The sequence below is a fragment of the Pseudorhodoplanes sp. genome (assembly GCF_035565855.1).
Classification (GTDB): Bacteria; Pseudomonadota; Alphaproteobacteria; order Rhizobiales; family Xanthobacteraceae; genus Pseudorhodoplanes.
Genome location: NZ_DATMRX010000080.1, coordinates 1 through 16,650 on the forward strand (window position 1 = coordinate 1; position 16,650 = coordinate 16,650).

Annotated in this window: 20 protein-coding genes; 9 read left to right on the forward strand and 11 right to left on the reverse strand. The window is 63.8% G+C overall.

The genetic code is table 11. From position 1 onward, the window contains the following. The 3 genes from VN004_RS04425 to VN004_RS04435 all read left to right on the forward strand — a co-directional run. Positions 1-574 (forward strand): isocitrate/isopropylmalate family dehydrogenase (locus VN004_RS04425; protein ID WP_325607412.1); only part of this gene is annotated, 574 nt, incomplete at its 5' end. A gap of 83 nt (positions 575-657) precedes the next feature. Further along, positions 658-2,127, forward strand: a complete 1,470-nt coding sequence (locus tag VN004_RS04430; protein WP_325607414.1) for a caspase family protein — start codon at positions 658-660, stop codon at positions 2,125-2,127. A 97-nt stretch (positions 2,128-2,224) separates the two neighbouring features. Next, positions 2,225-2,698 (forward strand): hypothetical protein, encoded by a 474-nt coding sequence (locus tag VN004_RS04435; protein WP_325607416.1) that lies wholly within the window; start codon positions 2,225-2,227, stop codon positions 2,696-2,698. A 96-nt stretch (positions 2,699-2,794) separates the two neighbouring features. Here VN004_RS04435 and VN004_RS04440 read toward each other — a convergent pair whose 3' ends face one another. Continuing rightward, entirely contained in the window at positions 2,795-3,160 is a 366-nt protein-coding gene (locus VN004_RS04440; protein ID WP_325607418.1) for a hypothetical protein, read from the reverse strand. 582 nt (positions 3,161-3,742) lie between these two features. Here VN004_RS04440 and VN004_RS04445 point away from each other — a divergent pair. Beyond that, complete coding sequence (locus VN004_RS04445; RefSeq protein WP_325607420.1) at positions 3,743-4,840, forward strand: sulfite oxidase; 1,098 nt, start codon at positions 3,743-3,745, stop codon at positions 4,838-4,840. 93 nt (positions 4,841-4,933) lie between these two features. Here VN004_RS04445 and VN004_RS04450 read toward each other — a convergent pair whose 3' ends face one another. Beyond that, positions 4,934-5,926 carry a hypothetical protein gene (locus VN004_RS04450; RefSeq protein ID WP_325607422.1) on the reverse strand — a complete coding sequence of 331 codons (993 nt, stop codon included), beginning with the start codon at positions 5,924-5,926 and terminating at the stop codon, positions 4,934-4,936. 226 nt (positions 5,927-6,152) lie between these two features. Between VN004_RS04450 and VN004_RS04455 the strand changes: the two genes are divergently transcribed. Next, positions 6,153-7,187, forward strand: a complete 1,035-nt coding sequence (locus tag VN004_RS04455) for an aspartate-semialdehyde dehydrogenase (protein ID WP_325607424.1) — start codon at positions 6,153-6,155, stop codon at positions 7,185-7,187. Between the two features lie 70 nt (positions 7,188-7,257). On the opposite strand, the gene VN004_RS04460 is transcribed toward VN004_RS04455, so the two are convergent. Continuing rightward, positions 7,258-7,929, reverse strand: a complete 672-nt coding sequence (locus VN004_RS04460; RefSeq protein WP_325607426.1) for a carbonic anhydrase — start codon at positions 7,927-7,929, stop codon at positions 7,258-7,260. A 128-nt stretch (positions 7,930-8,057) separates the two neighbouring features. Next, on the reverse strand, positions 8,058-8,810 hold the full coding sequence (locus tag VN004_RS04465) for a DUF429 domain-containing protein (protein WP_325607428.1): 753 nt from the start codon (positions 8,808-8,810) through the stop codon (positions 8,058-8,060). Positions 8,811-8,871: 61 nt separating this feature from the next. On the opposite strand from VN004_RS04465, the gene VN004_RS04470 reads away from it, so the two are divergent. After that, entirely contained in the window at positions 8,872-9,750 is an 879-nt protein-coding gene (locus tag VN004_RS04470; protein ID WP_325607430.1) for a CoA ester lyase, read from the forward strand. A gap of 358 nt (positions 9,751-10,108) precedes the next feature. On the opposite strand, the gene leuD is transcribed toward VN004_RS04470, so the two are convergent. From leuD to VN004_RS04490, 4 genes are all read right to left on the reverse strand, one after another. Further along, the gene (leuD, locus tag VN004_RS04475; RefSeq protein WP_325607432.1) at positions 10,109-10,714 is read right to left on the reverse strand and encodes a 3-isopropylmalate dehydratase small subunit; all 606 of its coding nucleotides are present in this window, start codon (positions 10,712-10,714) and stop codon (positions 10,109-10,111) included. Between the two features lie 132 nt (positions 10,715-10,846). Continuing rightward, the gene (locus VN004_RS04480) at positions 10,847-11,245 is read right to left on the reverse strand and encodes a heme-binding protein (protein WP_325607434.1); all 399 of its coding nucleotides are present in this window, start codon (positions 11,243-11,245) and stop codon (positions 10,847-10,849) included. Between the two features lie 30 nt (positions 11,246-11,275). Beyond that, the gene (locus VN004_RS04485; RefSeq protein WP_325607436.1) at positions 11,276-11,716 is read right to left on the reverse strand and encodes a metallopeptidase family protein; all 441 of its coding nucleotides are present in this window, start codon (positions 11,714-11,716) and stop codon (positions 11,276-11,278) included. Further along, positions 11,706-11,915 carry a hypothetical protein gene (locus VN004_RS04490; protein WP_325607438.1) on the reverse strand — a complete coding sequence of 70 codons (210 nt, stop codon included), beginning with the start codon at positions 11,913-11,915 and terminating at the stop codon, positions 11,706-11,708. Before VN004_RS04490 ends, VN004_RS04485 begins: the two co-directional genes overlap by 11 nt. 514 nt (positions 11,916-12,429) lie before the next feature. On the opposite strand from VN004_RS04490, the gene VN004_RS04495 reads away from it, so the two are divergent. The 3 genes from VN004_RS04495 to VN004_RS04505 all read left to right on the forward strand — a co-directional run bounded on the left by VN004_RS04495 (position 12,430) and on the right by VN004_RS04505 (position 13,662). Further along, positions 12,430-12,663 carry a hypothetical protein gene (locus VN004_RS04495; protein WP_325607440.1) on the forward strand — a complete coding sequence of 78 codons (234 nt, stop codon included), beginning with the start codon at positions 12,430-12,432 and terminating at the stop codon, positions 12,661-12,663. A 237-nt stretch (positions 12,664-12,900) separates the two neighbouring features. After that, complete coding sequence (locus tag VN004_RS04500) at positions 12,901-13,122, forward strand: hypothetical protein (protein WP_325607442.1); 222 nt, start codon at positions 12,901-12,903, stop codon at positions 13,120-13,122. 132 nt (positions 13,123-13,254) lie between these two features. Next, positions 13,255-13,662, forward strand: coding sequence for a hypothetical protein (locus tag VN004_RS04505; RefSeq protein ID WP_325607444.1), 408 nt, complete (start codon positions 13,255-13,257; stop codon positions 13,660-13,662). 78 nt (positions 13,663-13,740) lie between these two features. Here the strand turns inward: VN004_RS04505 and leuC are convergent, their stop codons facing one another. From leuC to trmD, 3 genes are all read right to left on the reverse strand, one after another. Next, complete coding sequence (gene leuC, locus VN004_RS04510; protein WP_325607446.1) at positions 13,741-15,144, reverse strand: 3-isopropylmalate dehydratase large subunit; 1,404 nt, start codon at positions 15,142-15,144, stop codon at positions 13,741-13,743. A 356-nt stretch (positions 15,145-15,500) separates the two neighbouring features. Beyond that, positions 15,501-15,899 carry a 50S ribosomal protein L19 gene (gene rplS / locus VN004_RS04515; RefSeq protein ID WP_325607448.1) on the reverse strand — a complete coding sequence of 133 codons (399 nt, stop codon included), beginning with the start codon at positions 15,897-15,899 and terminating at the stop codon, positions 15,501-15,503. A 148-nt stretch (positions 15,900-16,047) separates the two neighbouring features. Next, positions 16,048-16,650 (reverse strand): tRNA (guanosine(37)-N1)-methyltransferase TrmD (gene trmD / locus VN004_RS04520; RefSeq protein WP_325607450.1); only part of this gene is annotated, 603 nt, incomplete at its 5' end.

Genomic DNA, 16,650 nt, shown 5'->3' on the forward strand with positions numbered 1-16,650 from the left:
GGCGCGCAAGCGCCGCAACAAGGTCACGTCGATGGAAAAGCGCAACGTGATGAAGTCGGGCGTGCTCTGGAACGAAGTCGTCACCGAGGTGCACAATCGCGAGTTCAAGGACGTCCAGCTCGAACACATGCTGGCGGATGCGGGCGGCATGCAGCTCGTGCGCAATCCCAAGCAGTTCGACGTGATCGTGACCGACAACCTGTTCGGCGACATGCTCTCGGACGTCGCGGCGATGCTGACCGGCTCGCTGGGTATGCTCGCCTCGGCCTCGCTCGGCGAGGTCAATCCGAAGACCGGCAAGCGCAAGGCCTTGTATGAGCCGGTGCATGGCTCGGCGCCCGACATCGCGGGCAAGGGCGTCGCCAACCCGATCGCGATGATCGCCTCGTTCGGTATGGCGCTGCGCTATTCCTTCGGAATGGGCAAGGAAGCCGACCTGGTCGATGCCGCGATCTCGGCCGCCCTGGCCCGTGGGCTCCGCACGGCCGACATCGCCGCCAGGGGCGAGAAGGCGGTCGGCACGGCTGAGATGGGCGCGGCGATCGCGGAAGAAATCGAGAAGGCTGCCGGGTAGATCGGCCCGGCAGCGACGCTCGCACGATTCCGGCGAAGACGGTATATATCCACCCGGATTTCAGACGGGTGGAGGGTTTTCCGTTGCGTCTTCGAGCCGTCTTCGTTGGGGCGCTGCTGATCGCGGCGCTGTTCGTTGCTGGACCAGCATCGGCGCAGAAGCGCGTGGCGCTGGTCATCGGCAACGGAAGCTACCAGCACACCGCGCATCTGAAGAATCCGGCCAACGATGCGAGCGACATGTCCGCTGCCCTGCAGCGGCTCGGATTTGACGTCCTGCGCGGCATCGACCTCGGTCACGAGGCCATGCGCGACATCATCAGGGCGTTCTCGCAGAAGGTGGAAGGCGCGGATGTCGCGCTGATCTTCTATGCCGGACATGGCCTGCAGGTCGGCGGCAAGAACTACCTTCTCCCGGTCGATGCGGAGGTCAGGACGCAGGCCGATCTTGAATTCGGGTCGATCGACCTCAATCGCGTGCTCAACTTCATGGAAGGTCAGGCAAAGACCAGCATCGTCTTCCTCGATGCCTGCCGTGACAATCCGCTGGCGGCGAGCCTGTCGCGCGGGACGCGCTCGGTCGCGGTAGGCCGTGGCCTTGCCCAGGTCGATTCCGGCGTCGGGACACTGATCGCCTTTGCAACGCAGCCGGGCAACGTGGCGCTCGACGGCGACGGTCGAAATTCTCCGTTCACGTCGGCGCTCCTCACCGTGATCGAACAGCCGGGCATGCCGCTCAGCGACGTCATGATTTCGGTACGCAACGAAGTCTTGAAGTCGACCGGCGGCAAGCAGGTCCCGTGGGAGCATTCCTCGCTGACGGGCCAATTCTACTTCAAGCCGATGAGGCCGGACCCGGCGGTGGCGACCGATCAGGCCGGCCTCGAAGTCGCATTCTGGAACTCGATTCAGAGCAGCAAGAATCCGCAATTGTTCGAGGCCTATCTGCGCCGCTATCCGAACGGGACATTCGCCGACATTGCGCGGATCAGCTTGCAGGAAGTCAAACAGGCGGCTGCCGTGCCGATTGCTCCGGACGAGAAATTGCCGCTGAAGGATCCGGGCCTGCTGCGCGAAGTCAATGAACGGCTGTACGAACTGAATTTCGACACTGATGTCGATGCTTCCGCGGAGCGGATGCGCGCCGCGATCAGGCAATTCGAGGCGCGAATCAACCTTGCTCAAACGGGGACTCCGACGCGCGGCCTGTTGAGCCGTCTGCGCGACATAGGCGGACTGAAGCCTTGGGGTGCGATCGTCTACAGCAAGGCCGAGGGCAAATGGGGCATGTCCTGGGATCATCAGACCCGCAAGGCCGCCGTCGAGGCCGCGCGCAAGACATGCGGCGCCGCGACTTGCGCGATCGAGGTGAGTTTCTTCGGCACGTCGTGCGGGGCTTTCGCGTCTTCCGATGCAAGCTGGGCGCTGTCGACGCGCGATGATATTCAGCGCGCAAAGGACGCTGCGCTCGGCGATTGCGGCAAGCGCGGAAAACAGTGCCGTATCATCGCTGCATCCTGCGCAGACGGCGAAAGCCGGATGGCGGCGCGCTAAGACGCCTTGTGCCGTGGCCGGATATCGCGGCTAATGCATCGTGCTTATTTTGAATTTGCTAAGTCCTGATTTGTAACGCCTGGGGGATGACGCTGCGATGAAATGCGATTGGCTCGCCAAGGTTTTCACCCTCGCTGCGGCCTCGACGATGGCCATCGCGCCGGTACTGTTCAAGCCGGTGGATGCGCTGGCGCAAGGCAGCATGGGCGGGTCGATCGGCGTCCAGGAAAAGTCGGTGTCGGGTGATCGCGACCGGCCGGCACGCGCGCCGGCTCCGCCTGCTCGCCGGAGCGCGCCGGAGCCCAAGCGCGCGGCGCCGCGTCCGGCAAACTATGATGGCATCTGGTATGTCACCAATATCGGCTGCGGCGGCACGTCGGGCCCGGTCGCTGTGTCCGGCGGACGTGTCAGCGGCGGCGGCGGCGTCACCGGAACCGTGGCGAGCAACGGCTCGGTTCGCACCGTCTCATCATCCGCGGTCGGATGGGGCCGGATCTCTGGTAACAGTGCGTCCGGTGGATTCAGGACACATGGTGGATGTACCGGTCGCTGGACTGCGGTGCGCCGCTGAGAGCGCAGCGCCGATCCTTCGTCCAAAAAACAAGAGCGCCCGATTGGGTATCGGGCGCTCGCAGGCGAAAGCTCCAATTCGCGAAGCTTGGCCGTTTTACCACCAATCGACCTGACCGGGCCATGGACGCCCGCCGGGCGTGTCGAACGGTCCGTTGAAAGGATTGCGGTTCCACGTCAGGTTCGGATTGACGTTATCCATCGCCGAATAGCCGTAGGGCTCCGCATACTGGCGGTATTTGTACTCGCCCGGCAGCAATTCCGGACCGGGATCGAGATAGGATCGCGAACGCACCACTACGCGAGTGCGCGGCCGGTGCCGGTAATCGCGTTGCGCGTTCGTGTAGAAAAACATGTCGTCCTGCTGCCGCTTGCGCGTTTGCGCGCCGGCGGTGTCCGCAGTCAACAGCAGAGCCCCGCCGATGACGGCCGCAGCCGCGGAGGGCAAGAGGAGCAGGCGCATCGCTATCCTCATCGAATCCAATCCAAAATCACTCTAGCCGCGTTTTGTTCCGGGCAACAGGGCCTGGCTCGGTCTGGCGTCGCATGGCGCGTTTGAAAGCCGCGGTTGTGGCGGATTGACCACGAATATCAACGCATTAGAATTATTGAATACGTGGTCCGGCGATGCTACGCGAAACGCAACGGCATGATGATGCCTCAGGGTGGGTTACAAATGGTGAAGACGGTCGAACGGTCGAACGACCGGCAAATGACGCGACGCTCCCCGGAGGCGTCCGCACGTTTGATCTTGCGCGGCGTATCCTGAGCCGGTGCCGAACGCGGCCGCATGGACCGATCCCAGCGGATGACGTGATCGCGTCCGGCCCTGTCATGAGTTGCATGTTGTCATGCCGACGCACGGCTCTGTGCTGTTGTGCCGTCCGCCACTCACAACTCGATATGCAGAATCAAATTCGTGTCGTGCGAATTTCTTCGCGACATGGCGCGCGGTGCACAACGCCGCAGGCGCACGCATCTTGACCGCGGACTTGGCGACAGCGGATAACAGCGCGCCGCGAAAAGGGGCTTTATTGGGGGGAGAATGCCGGGAATTGCGGATAAGGACGACAGCCTTGTGGTGCTCGGCGACAATCCGTTGGTCATGGAAACCCCGGAAAGCTTGCTCGATGACGACACAACGCCGACGCGCAAGTTCTTCATCCGCAACAATGGTCTTGTTCCGGCCCGCACGCCGGATCCGGACAGCTGGACCGTCACGATCGATGGTGAAGTTCGCAATCCGCTGGTCCTGACGCTGCGCGAACTCAAGACGCGCTTCGAGGCGGTGACGTTGCGCATGGTGATGGAGTGTGGCGGCAATGGTCGTTCGTTCTTCAATCCGCCGGCGCCGGGCAATCAATGGACCAATGGCGGCGTCGGCTGCGCCGAATGGACCGGCGTGCGCGTCGCCGATGTCATCAATGCGGCCGGGCTGAAGGCGACCGCGATGTTCAGCGGTCATTTCGGCGCCGACCCTCACGTCAGCGGCGGCACAGATCGCCAGGCGATGTCGCGCGGCGTACCGATCGCCAAATTGATGGAGCCGCACAATCTGATCGTGTGGGGCATGAATGGGCGGCCGCTTGAGTTGATCCACGGCTTCCCCCTGCGATTGGTGATCGCAGGCTGGCCGGCGTCGCTGTCGACGAAATGGCTGACCCGCATCTGGATTCGCGATCGCGTGCATGATGGACCGGGGATGGGCGGCACCTCCTATCGCGTGCCGATCGCGCCGATGGAGCCGGGCGCACCACCTGACCTGTCGAACTTCAAAGATCTTGAATCGATGCCGGTACGGTCGATCGTCACCAGCCCTGCGGACCGCATGCATTTTCCGTCGGGCACGCGTGAACTTGTGTTGCGCGGCGCGGCCTGGGCCGGCGATGAGGATGTCGCCGAGGTCAATGTGTCGATCGATTGCGGTGCGACCTGGCACAACGCGACGCTCGACGCGCCGCGCAACCGCTATGACTGGCGGCGCTGGACCGCGCGCGTCGCGTTGCCCTCGGACGGTTATTTCGAAATCTGTTCACGAGCGACCGACAGCCGCGGCGTGTCGCAGCCTTTCGCCCCCAATCGCTGGAATCCGGAAGGGTATGGCGCGAACCCCATCCATCGCATCAGGGTGCGGGTGGGGTGAGCATTCGCCCGCAATCCGCGGCCTGACGCACAGCGACCGCGCTTCCCCCATTTCCTGTCATGCCCCGCCAAAGCGGGCATCCAGTCACTCGCGCTATCGCGCGATGCGTCCGCGCAATCGGGGTTTTGCTGCCGTCAGTTGCGTCACGTCGCCGCCGGGGCGTTTCGGCGTCGCATAGAGCAGGTGGTCGCGCGCGCCACAGAAGTTCCGGCGAAGTTCTGCCTGCGCGAACAGCCGCGCTATTTCCGGATCGCTGCCGGCCGACATCAGGGTCAGCCGGTCGAGCCCGCAGGAAATGGCTGAGCGATCGACCAGCAGATTCATGTTGCAGGACAGCCCGGTGATCTGGACGCGCGGCGCGTCGAAGCTGCGGATGAATCCGATGCAATTGTAGCTGCTGAACGGACCGATCGCGAATTCGAAGGTCTGCAATTTGCCGAACTTGGACGGTATCGGCAGCGTGGTGTGCATGCGGCTCACGCGTCCATATTCGGAGGCGAGCGCGCGGACATCGTCGGCCGGACGGCCGAATTCGGCCAGTTCGCGGCCGGCGCGGTAGATTTCGAAACTCATGAAGCGCTGCGTGCGGCCAAGCTCGCCAAACGACAGGATGTCCTTGCGGCCCCCGCCTTCGGCATGCCGGCGGATGGCGTACTGGGTTTCGCTTTCGCTGAAGCCGGGAATGTCCTGCTGGAACGCCGGCCATGGCTTTTCGACCTCGATCCAGGCCGGTCGGGGCGCTGGCTCCATCAGAGCCATGCTTCGCGGCTCGCTGAACAGTCCCGCCGCCAGCAGCGACAGCGCTCCGAGCCCGCAGATATAGGCAAGTATCCGCACCATCGCGGCGCGGAACTCGGTCGGCAGAACGAAGGGCTCGCTGGCGACGAGCGCCACCCGCCGCCACTCGATCGCGCGAATGGCCGCTCGCGCGGTCTTCCAGCTGATGGCCTCGATCGCCTGCCCGATCCAGTCAAAGGCCCTGGTGGCATAGCCCTCGGCCGGCCTCGGCCAGGCCAGACCGCCGAAAAGCAGCCGGGTGCGCAGCCGCAGGACCCGCAGCCGGCGGTTCAGGTCCGTGCGCAGCACCAGGCGCCGCGGCAGCTTCGCCGCTGCGGTTCCCTCATTGCTACGCCCGAAAGGCTGCGGCGGAGCGCTTCTGGCTCCGAACGGCGATTGGACGACCCCCAAGAACAGCCTCCTTCGACGGCCTTTCAGGCCGGCGTTGTCACGGCTGTGTTTCTCGCTTAGAAGCGCCTCCGTCCGGGTTTCCGCGGCAGCGAAATACCGGCAATTTTCCCTCGGAGAGTGAACGATGGGTTACAAGGTCGCAGTCGTCGGCGCCACGGGCAACGTGGGCCGTGAAATGCTCGATATTCTGGCCGAACGCCGGTTTCCGGCCGATGAGGTCGTCGCCATTGCCTCGCGCCGGTCTCAGGGCGTGGAGGTCTCGTTCGGCGACAAAACGCTGAAAGCGACTGCGCTCGAGCATTACGATTTCTCCGGCGTCGACATCTGCCTGATGTCGGCCGGTGGCTCAGTGTCCAAGGAGTGGTCGCCGAAGATCGCCGCGCAAGGCGCGGTGGTGATCGATAATTCGTCGGCCTGGCGTTACGACGCGGACGTGCCGCTGATTGTACCTGAGGTGAATGCCGACGCGATCACGGGTTTTCGCAAGAAAGGCATCATCGCCAACCCGAACTGCTCGACCGCGCAGCTCGTCGTCGTGCTGAAGCCGTTGCACGATGCGGCGACGATCAAGCGGGTCGTTGTCTCGACCTATCAATCGGTCTCGGGCGCCGGCAAGGACGGCATGGACGAACTCGACCGCCAGACCAAGGCCGTCTATTCGCTCGGCGAGCTCGAGGTGAAGAAGTTTACGAAGCGCATCGCCTTCAACGTCATCCCGCATATCGACGTGTTCATGGATGACGGCTCGACCAAGGAAGAATGGAAGATGGTGGTCGAGACCAAGAAGATTCTCGATCCGAAGATCAAGCTGAGCGCCACCTGCGTGCGGGTGCCGGTCTTCATCGGCCATTCCGAAGCGGTGAATATCGAGTTCGAGAAGGAGATCACCGTCGACCAGGCGCACGAGATACTGCGCAATGCGCCGGGCGTCCTCGTCGTCGACAAGCGCGAGAATGGCGGCTACGCGACGCCCTATGAAGCGGCCGGCGACGACGCAACCTATGTCAGCCGTGTCCGCGAGGACCCGACCGTCGAGCACGGGCTCGTCTTGTGGTGCGTGTCGGACAATCTGCGAAAGGGCGCGGCGCTCAACGCGGTCCAGATCGCGGAGAGCCTGATTAACCGCAAGCTGATCACCGCGAAGAAGAAAGCGGCGTAGCTTTCACTTTCTTTCCCTCCCCCCGCGAAGCGGTGGGGAGGGTCGATCGACTGAGCGAAGCGAACGCGCGCTAAAACCTTGCCGCGCTGAACGCGGCGCGATGTTCCGCCGAGGCCACCGGCTGAAACGCGCCGCTTTCCCTGTCGAGCACCGAGAGAGCGCCGGTAGCGACACCAAAATAGGCTGCGTGCAGATGCAGCTTGCCGCGTTCGACCAGAATGCGCACGCAGGGAAACGTCATCAGGTTGTCGAGCGTGGTCAAGAGCGACGATTGCTCGAGCTTCGTCAGATAGTCCGCGATCGGCAGATCGCCGCGCGGGCCGATCGCCTTCGCGGCGGGGGCGATCATTTCCATCCAGCGGCCGATGAAATCGCCCGGTGACAGTGGCGCGCTTTCTTCCGCATAGGCGCGGATGCCGCCGCATTGCGCGTGGCCGAGCACGACAATGTGTTTGACCTTCAGCGCCTGCACCGCGAATTCCAGCGCCGCCGACACCGCGCGCTGCGCGCCATCCGGCGTATAGGGCGGCACGAGATTGGCGACATTGCGCACGACGAAGAGTTCGCCCGGTCCGGCGTCGAAGATCACCTCCGGGGAGACGCGCGAGTCGCAGCAGCCAATCACCATGATCTCGGGCGATTGCCCGGTTTCGGCGAGCTGGCGATAGCGGCTTTGCTCCTCGCGCAGCCGTCCTGCGAGAAACGCGGTGTAGCCTTCGACGAGCCGGCCGGGAAAATTCATGCGCTGATTTCTCGTTGCGTCATCCAGGACGCGCTGTCAGGCGCGGCCCATACTTCCGGTCGTGGCGACGGGTTCCGGGTTCGCCGCTTCGCGGAGCCCGGAATAACCAGGACCTGTCCGCCTGTTATTCACGCCCAGATCGCCATCCGCAATCCATAACGATCCGCGGGCGGCGGATCAGGGAAAGGTTTCGCGGTTCCCGCGCGGATACGGCGCGCGATCGCGGCGCAGGCAAGGGCATCGAGGAGGTCGTCGGCCGCGGCCCCGGGTGGCGGTGCGGCGGCGAGAGCAGCCGGCGGCAGGCCGGCGGCCGCCAAGAGATCGCGCCGCAGGGCGAGACCCGGCTCGTAGGGCCTTCCTTTGACCTTCTTCGGCTCGGTCAGCGGGCGCTCGCCGTTGAGCCGCCAGAACGCGGCTTCCGGATGCACCTCAAAGGTCCGGGAGGCCGCCGCGGCGTTCTCGCGCAGGCAGGCATCGACCTCCCGGATTTTCGGCGCGATCATGAACAACTGCTTGGAGATCTTGCGCGGCGGATCGGAGGTCGCGAGCGCGATCGTGCAGGCCTCGCGATAATCGGTTTGCGCAAGGGCCGCGCGCGAGGGCACCGAGAACACCGCGGATTGCCGCGCGCCGAGCAGCGGCCGGATCGCATTTTCCGCGACGCGTCCGCCATATCCAGTCCGGTCGGGCAATCCGATCGGAATATCGACCGCGATGATGGCGGGGTTCTCCGCGGCGCCGAGGATTTCCGCAAAATGCGGGACCACCCGAATGCGCAATTCATCGCCGGATGCACGAATAAACGTCACGATCCAGCCGGCGCGGCAGCCGTCCACGCCCGCAAGCCACGGATTGGCATCGCTTCGGCCGTTGTCGCCCATGCGTTACGCTGGCATGGAATAAAAGGCCTCGCTAGGCTTTATGAGTTTCCAGGGGAATGACATGACGATCCGACCGCGCCGCTCCGTTCTGTATATGCCGGGCTCCAATGCCCGCGCCATCGAGAAGGCGCGCAGCCTGCCGGCCGACGGCGTCATCATCGATCTCGAGGATGCGGTGGCGCCAGACGCCAAGGTGGCGGCGCGCGAGCAGGTGGCGGCCGCGGTGAAGCAGGGCGGTTTCGGCGCGCGCGAAGTCTTCATCCGCGTCAACGGCATCGATACGCCCTGGCATGCGGAAGACATGATGGCGGCCGCGCAGGCGGCGCCGGACGCAATCCTCGTTCCGAAGATCAACAATTCCGATCAGCTCGAAATGGTCGGCCAGCGTCTTTTGGACATGGGCTGCAACAAGAAGACCCGGATCTGGGCGATGATCGAGACGCCATTCGCGATCCTCAACATTCTGGACATCGCCAGGGCGGCGACGGATTCCGAAACGCGGCTCGCCGGCTTTGTGCTCGGCACCAACGATCTCGCCAAGGAGACCTCGGCGCGGCTCGTGCCGGGACGCGCGCCGATGCTGTCATGGCTGACGACCTGCGTGCTGGCGGCGCGGGCCTACGGGATCGCCATTCTCGACGGCGTCTATAACGACATCGGCAATGCCGAAGGCTTCGTCGCCGAATGCGAACAGGGCCGCGATCTCGGCATGGACGGCAAGACCCTGATCCATCCCAACCAGATCGAGCCGTGCAACCGTGTCTTTTCGCCGAGCGAGGCGGAGATCGCGCAGGCGCGCAAATTCATCGCCGCATTCGAGCTGCCGGAAAATGCCGACAAGGGCGCGATCATGCTCGACGGGCGCATGGTCGAGCGGATGCATGCCGATATCGCGCGGCGTACCGTCGCCATCGCCGACGCGATCGCGGCGCGGGGGTAGGCGCTCCTCACCCTCCCCCGCGAAGCGGTGGTGAGGGTCGATCGACTGAACGAAGCGAAGCGGAGCGGAGCGAAGGAGATCGGGGTGGGGGGGCTTTTTGAACATCACCATCGAATGCGGCTCGGGTTTTCCCCCCACCCGGCTCGCTGACGCTCGCCACCCTCCCCACCGTTCGCTTCGCTCATGGGGGGGAGGGAAAGAAAGAAAGTACGTGTCTCCGTTCCTCCCCGCGAAAGCGGGGATCCCGAGTTATTGGCGCAATTGGTTCTTGCAGAGCTGGGCTCCCGCTTGCGCGGGAGCGAACGGAGTAAATGGCTCATTTGGTGATGAGGGGGTCAGGCCCGCGCATCACCAATGATCACATCCACGGACGCTGTTCGGCGACCTGCTTCTCGTAAACGCCGATCTTGTCTTCCTTGACCATCGTCAGCCCGATGTCGTCGAGCCCGTTCAGGAGACAATGCTTGCGGTGCGGGTCGATGTCGAACTTGATCACGCCGCCATCGGGTCCGCGGATCTCCTGCTTTTCGAGGTCGATCGTCAGCGTCGCATTGGCGCCGCGCTCGGCATCATCGAACAGCTTCTCGAGCTCCTCGGGCGTGACGCGGATCGGCAGAATGCCGTTCTTGAAGCTGTTGTTGTAGAAGATGTCTCCGAACGAGGTCGAGATCACGCAGCGGATGCCGAAATCGAGCAGCGCCCAGGGGGCATGCTCCCGCGAGGAGCCGCAGCCGAAATTGTCGCCGGCCACCAGGATCTTGGCATTGCGATAGGCCGGCTTGTTGAGCACGAAATCCGGATTCTCGCTGCCGTCGTCGTTGTAGCGCTTTTCCGAGAACAGGCCCTTGCCGAGCCCGGTGCGCTTGATCGTCTTCAGATATTGCTTGGGAATGATCATGTCGGTGTCGACATTGACCACCTTCAGCGGCGCCGCGACGCCTTCCAGAACTGTGAATTTTTCCATGTGCTCATACCCGGATGCCGGCTGCCCTGAGGCAGCCCCGAATTCCTGGTTGTCATGCAGGGGGCGGGGGGTCGGGTCAAGTCGCTACCCCGCCCGAAACCAGCCGAAATCGGCTGGCTGCCATGCGGCACCCTAGCCCAGGGCGTCGATCCCGGCCTTGGCGATCTGCTCGTCCTCGTGGGACTGAACCCCGGACACCCCGATCGCGCCGACGCATTCGCCCTCATACATGATCGGCAGGCCGCCCTGAATCTGCAGGACCCCCGGGAAATTCATGAAGGCCGGACGCTCCTTGACCCGGTCCTCCCAGAATTTCGACGGCCGCCGGGTGATGGCCGAGGTCTTTGCCTTCAGCGTCGCGACCTCGGCGGTGGTTGCGATGGCCCCATCCATGCGGTCGAGATAGAGCAGGATGCCGGCGTCATCGACGATCGCGATGGTGACGTTCCATTTCTGCTTCTCGGCCTCGGCGCGGCAGGCGGCCGCCATCTTGTGAACGTCGGACGATTGCAGGCACGGTTTTTTGCGCATGGCATGACTCTCCAAGTGATGCGTGGACGATTACTGGACGCTGGCTTCGATCGCTTCCATGTCCTCATCGGACAGGCCGAAATGGTGGCCGATCTCGTGTATCAGCACATGGGTGATGATGGCGCCGATGGTTTCCTCGTGCTCGGCCCAATAATCGAGGATCGGCCGGCGATAGAGCCAGATCATGTTGGGCATCTGCGCAGGGGCGCTCTCGGAGCGGAACGGCAAGCCGACGCCCTGAAACAGACCGAGGATGTCGAACTCACTCTGCAGTTGCATTTCCGCGACCACTTCCGCGGTGGGGAAATCGTCGACGCGAATGATCACGCCTTCGCACAGGGCGCGGAAGGTTTCTGGCAGTCGCCGGAAGGCATCGGCCGCGATCGCTTCCATATCCTCGAGGGACGGCGACGTGACGGGCAGCCAGGCCAGCGGGTCTGCCAGCGGACTTGCGGGGCGGTCAGCGGACATAGGTGACGCAGAGATAGACGGCCAGAGCCAGAAAAGCGACGACGCTCAGTGTTCGGCCGATCCGCCGGCCCCACAATTCAACCCGATCGCCATCGTCGGCGTCGAGCGGCGCGCCGGCGCGGCCAAACCAGGTGCCGAGCGCGTCGCGTTCCTCCCGCAGCCGGGCAAGGTCGGCGATCGCCGCGCGCTGCTTGTCCAAGTCTCGCTCCATCCGGCTACCATAGGCGGTCAGGCCCCCCGCAGACAAACAGTTGACGTCTTCCGACGAATGGGTAGCGTTCGAACATGATTGAGGGGCGGCGCAAATCTCTCGTTGCGGCATTGATGGTGTCGGCGCTTGTCGCCGGCCCGGGTTCCGCGATTGTTTTTTCATCTGGCGGAATCCAGGCCGGCACGATGACCGAATGGTCGTCGCAATCGCGACAGCGACCGCGCGTGCGAATCACGCCGGATCGGCCAGCGGCCTATGATTATCCGCGGCCCGGACCGTATGCATGGCCGGGACCAGGTTACGTGCGACAATGTGTCGACTGGTACGCCACCGAACATAGATTGAGCGGCACAGTTATCACTCCGCAGATGCGTTGCCGTTGGGTGCGGGGTTAACTTTACGCGCATCTTGGCGTAACGTGTGTGTGGGGACGACTTTAATCGCATGCCTCTCGGCGTCTAAGCTGGTGGAGGAGGCAGGTTCACCTCTTGGAGAGACCTTCATGCTGAAAAATCTTGGCTTCCTCGCCTTGTTTGGCGCTCTCGTTGCGTTGACACCCGCGCCCGCCAGTGCGGCTGCGGACGGTGCGCGCAATGCGGCGCCTGCGGTGACTCACGACGAGATCAGCGCGCGTCGCTACTATTATTATCGGCCGTATCGCTACTACCGGCCGTACCGGTACTATTATCGGCCGTATCGTTATTACCGGCCCTATCGCTACTACCGGTACTACTAAGCCGGCCTCATAAAGAATGACGAAGGCCCGCCGAAAGGCGGGCCTTTTTTATTTTGGCACCGTAGTTCCGCAGTGTTTCTGAAACGGATGGAGAGCCCGCGCGTTAGGGATACGAGGCGACCACAACATTGGGAGTGTGTGTGTATGAAGGTTTTGGCAGCAACACTCGCGACGGCAGGGCTTGCAGCTGTTTTTGCAATGCCGGCTCAAGCGTCCGATCGGACTCAAACGAACGGCGTGACCAACACCGCGCAAGTTGAACATACCGACATCAGCGCGCGCCGTTATCATGGCGGGCACCATTACGGACATCGCCACGGTCATTGGGGGCCGCGTTACGGCTATTACCGCGGTCCGCGCTACGGCTATTACCGGCCGTATGGGTATTATCGGCCCTATTATCGTCCGGGCGTAAGCTTCGGCTTCTGGGGCGGACCGCGCCTCGGCGTCTGGTTCTAGCTCCGTCGCAGAGTGGAAATGAAAGAGCCCGCCGAGAGGTGGGCTCTTTTCTGTTCAGGCCGCCGAAACCGAATGCGGAGAGAGGCGTTGGTGAGGGTTGAGCTGTGAGTTCCACGTTTAGGAGCCTGACCCATGCACAAGCTCTCGGTCGCATCAGCGGCGGCTTGCTTCGCCGTCCTGCTGACACTTCCTGCCCACGCACAATCCAGCGCGAAAGGTGAGGGGCCCATCGTCGCGAGCGCTCTCGCGCAAGCGACAGAACTCTCATCGCAGCGTCATTATCACCGGCACTTCCACGGGCCGCGCCGCGCCTATTGGGGTCCGCGCCGGGCTTATTGGGGGCCCCGCGCTTACTGGGGTCCGCGGCGCGCCTATTGGGGCGGGCCGGTATATTGGCGTCCGCGCCCGGTTTACTGGGGCCCGCGCTATTACTGGCGTCCGCGTCCGGTCTTTTGGGGACCGGGCCCGTACTGGGGTCCGCGCCCGTTCTGGGGCGGACCGGTCATCAGCGTGGGCTTCGGTCCGCGCTTCTGGTGGTGATGCCGTTGAAAATGAAAGGACCCGCTGCAGGCAGCGGGTCCTTTTTACGCTGTGAGCCTAAGCCAAGCGAGAAGCGGTTCAGCGCCACTCGCGCACATCGACGAAGTGACCGGCGACCGCGGCCGCGGCGGCCATCGCCGGCGACACGAGATGCGTGCGGCCCTTGAAGCCCTGACGACCTTCGAAGTTGCGGTTTGAAGTCGAGGCGCAACGTTCCTCCGGCTTCAGCTTGTCCGGATTCATCGCAAGGCACATCGAGCAGCCAGGCTCACGCCATTCGAAGCCGGCCTTGATGAAGATCTTGTCGAGGCCTTCGGCTTCGGCCTGTTCCTTGACGAGGCCGGAGCCCGGCACGATCATCGCGTTGACATTGGCGTTGACGCTCTTGTCCTTCACGATGCGCGCGACCTCGCGCAGATCCTCGATCCGGCCGTTGGTGCAGGAGCCGATGAAGACGCGATCGAGCTTGATGTCGGTGATCTTCGTACCCGGCTGAAGGCCGATATATTCCAGCGCGCGCTTCTTGGAGAGCCGCTTGGCCTCGTCCTGGATGTCGTCGGGATTGGGCACCTTGCCGGTGATCGAGATCACGTCTTCGGGGCTCGTGCCCCAGGTGACCAGCGGCGGCAGATTGGCGGCATCGAGCCGGATCTCGTGATCGAAATGCGCGCCGTCGTCGGAGTGCAGCGTCTCCCAATAACGCAGCGCGCGATCCCAGTCGGCGCCCTTCGGCGCCTTCGGGCGATCCTTCAGATACGCGTAGGTCTTCTCGTCCGGCGCAACCATGCCGGCGCGTGCACCGCCTTCGATCGACATGTTGCAGATTGTCATGCGGCCTTCCATCGAGATGGAGCGGATCGCCTCGCCGGCATATTCCAGCGCATAGCCGGTGCCGCCCGCAGTGCCGATCTCTCCGATGATGGCGAGGATGATGTCCTTCGCGGTCACGCCCTCCGGCAGCTTGCCGTCGACGATGGCGCGCATGTTCTTCGACTTCTTCTGGATCAGCGTCTGGGTCGCGAGCACATGCTCGACCTCGGACGTGCCGATGCCGTAGGCGAGCGCACCGAATGCGCCATGGGTCGCGGTGTGGCTGTCGCCGCAGACGATGGTCGTGCCCGGCAGCGTGAAGCCCTGCTCGGGTCCGATGATGTGAACGATGCCCTGCCGCTTGTCGAACTCGTTGTAATATTCGAGGCCGAACAGCTTGGCGTTCTCGGCGAGATAGGCGATCTGCGCGGCGCTTTCGGGATCCGGATTGGGCTTGCTGCGATCCGTGGTCGGGACATTGTGGTCCACGACCAGCAGCGTCTTCTCGGGCGCACGGACCTTGCGGCCGGTTAGGCGCAGACCTTCAAAGGCCTGCGGCGAGGTTACCTCATGCACCAGATGGCGGTCGATATACAGAAGGCAGGTGCCATCCGGCTGTTCGTCGACGACGTGGTCGTCCCAGATCTTGTCGTAGAGAGTGCGGGGTTTCATGTTTCGATTCTCGGCGTGATCGATGTGGTTTCGTGATCGATGTCGTTAAGGCGGCCAGGGCCAAGGCGCGCGGGATGCGCGCGCAACTCAGGCGCTCAAAGGCCGGCCTGGATCGAAGCCGTCATGCGGCCGAAAAACCGGCCAGGCAGACGGTCGTGATCCCGCAATATGAAGGCAAAGGGCCCGGTCAAACCGCGCATATTCATAGCGCCGATATAACCATTCCAGACTGAAGCCGCAAACGAAGCTTGCGGAGCGCGCGCGCCAAACTGACGCTCGCGTGCACCGGGATGGGCCGTCGTTGTGTTTCGAGATCGCCCGGCGCTTTGGGCACCGGGCCGAAGGAGGCGGGAGAATTACTCCGCGGCTTCCTTCGCAGCTTCCGCGCCGCCGTGACGGCCCTGCGCTTCGGCGATGCGCGCCGATTTGCCGCGCAGGCCGCGCAGATAATACAGCTTCGCGCGACGGACCTTGCCGCGGCGCACGACCTTGATGGAGTCGATGTTCGGCGAATAGAGCGGGAACACGCGCTCTACGCCTTCGCCGTAGGAAATCTTGCGCACGGTGAAGTTTTCGTGCAGCCCGCCACCCGAACGCGCGATGCAAACGCCTTCATAGGCCTGCACGCGGGTGCGCTCGCCTTCCTTCACCTTCACATTGACGACGACGGTATCGCCCGGCTCGAAATCCGGGATCTCGCGGCCAGCCGAGAGCTTCGCCACCTGCTCTTGTTCAAGCTGCTCGATGATGTTCATGGCGGTCTCTCCGTATCGGTCGGCGGCGCCGGGTCTCGGCGAGCGATGCATCGCATCACCGACTTGCGCGGCACGGCTAAAAATGGGGCGCAAAGGGGGACGTAACGTCCGGTTTCGGCGGGGGTTCTAATCGAAAGCGGCGGGCTTGTCACCCATTCGATGGCCCCTTTTTTCGAGGAAATTCGGGCCGCGCCTCCGCCGGCGCCTGAGGCTGGAGGTCGGGTCGCCGTTCCTTCGTCAGCCGCTCGGCCTCTGACCGACGCCAGGCGGCTACTTTGGCATGATCGCCCGAGACCAGTACCGGCGGGATCGGCGCCCCCTCAAAGTCCTGCGGCCGGGTGTAATGCGGGTATTCTAGCAGCCCCCCGGCGAAACTCTCTTCCTCGGCCGAGGCGGCCTTGCCCATGACGCCGGGAATGAGCCGGACGCAGGCGTCCAGCACCACGAACGCCGCGATTTCGCCCCCCGACAGAACGTAATCGCCGATCGAGACCTCCTCGAGGTTCCGTGCGGGTATCACCCGTTCGTCCACGCCCTCGAAACGGCCGCACACGATCACTGCGCCGGAACCGGCAGCGAGTTCCATGATCCGCCGCTGGGTCAATGGCCGACCGCGCGGGCTCATCAGAAGGCGGGGCCGCCCGTCATCTCCGACCGAGTCGATGGCGCGAGCGAGCACGTCGGCCCGCATCACCATGCCCGGTCCGCCGCCCGCGGGGGTGTCATCGACTTGACGATGAACGCCGATCCC

Coding starts and splice junctions, on each gene's coding strand:
- VN004_RS04505 (WP_325607444.1), top strand. CDS start 13,255: ATGCACAAGCTCTCGGTCGCATCAGCGGCGGCTTGCTTCGCCGTCCTG.
- leuD (WP_325607432.1), bottom strand. CDS start 10,714: ATGGAAAAATTCACAGTTCTGGAAGGCGTCGCGGCGCCGCTGAAGGTG.
- rplS (WP_325607448.1), bottom strand. CDS start 15,899: ATGAACATCATCGAGCAGCTTGAACAAGAGCAGGTGGCGAAGCTCTCG.
- VN004_RS04485 (WP_325607436.1), bottom strand. CDS start 11,716: ATGTCCGCTGACCGCCCCGCAAGTCCGCTGGCAGACCCGCTGGCCTGG.
- VN004_RS04465 (WP_325607428.1), bottom strand. CDS start 8,810: ATGGGCGACAACGGCCGAAGCGATGCCAATCCGTGGCTTGCGGGCGTG.
- VN004_RS04445 (WP_325607420.1), top strand. CDS start 3,743: ATGCCGGGAATTGCGGATAAGGACGACAGCCTTGTGGTGCTCGGCGAC.
- VN004_RS04435 (WP_325607416.1), top strand. CDS start 2,225: ATGAAATGCGATTGGCTCGCCAAGGTTTTCACCCTCGCTGCGGCCTCG.
- VN004_RS04470 (WP_325607430.1), top strand. CDS start 8,872: ATGACGATCCGACCGCGCCGCTCCGTTCTGTATATGCCGGGCTCCAAT.
- leuC (WP_325607446.1), bottom strand. CDS start 15,144: ATGAAACCCCGCACTCTCTACGACAAGATCTGGGACGACCACGTCGTC.
- VN004_RS04440 (WP_325607418.1), bottom strand. CDS start 3,160: ATGCGCCTGCTCCTCTTGCCCTCCGCGGCTGCGGCCGTCATCGGCGGG.
- VN004_RS04455 (WP_325607424.1), top strand. CDS start 6,153: ATGGGTTACAAGGTCGCAGTCGTCGGCGCCACGGGCAACGTGGGCCGT.
- VN004_RS04495 (WP_325607440.1), top strand. CDS start 12,430: ATGCTGAAAAATCTTGGCTTCCTCGCCTTGTTTGGCGCTCTCGTTGCG.
- VN004_RS04460 (WP_325607426.1), bottom strand. CDS start 7,929: ATGAATTTTCCCGGCCGGCTCGTCGAAGGCTACACCGCGTTTCTCGCA.
- VN004_RS04480 (WP_325607434.1), bottom strand. CDS start 11,245: ATGCGCAAAAAACCGTGCCTGCAATCGTCCGACGTTCACAAGATGGCG.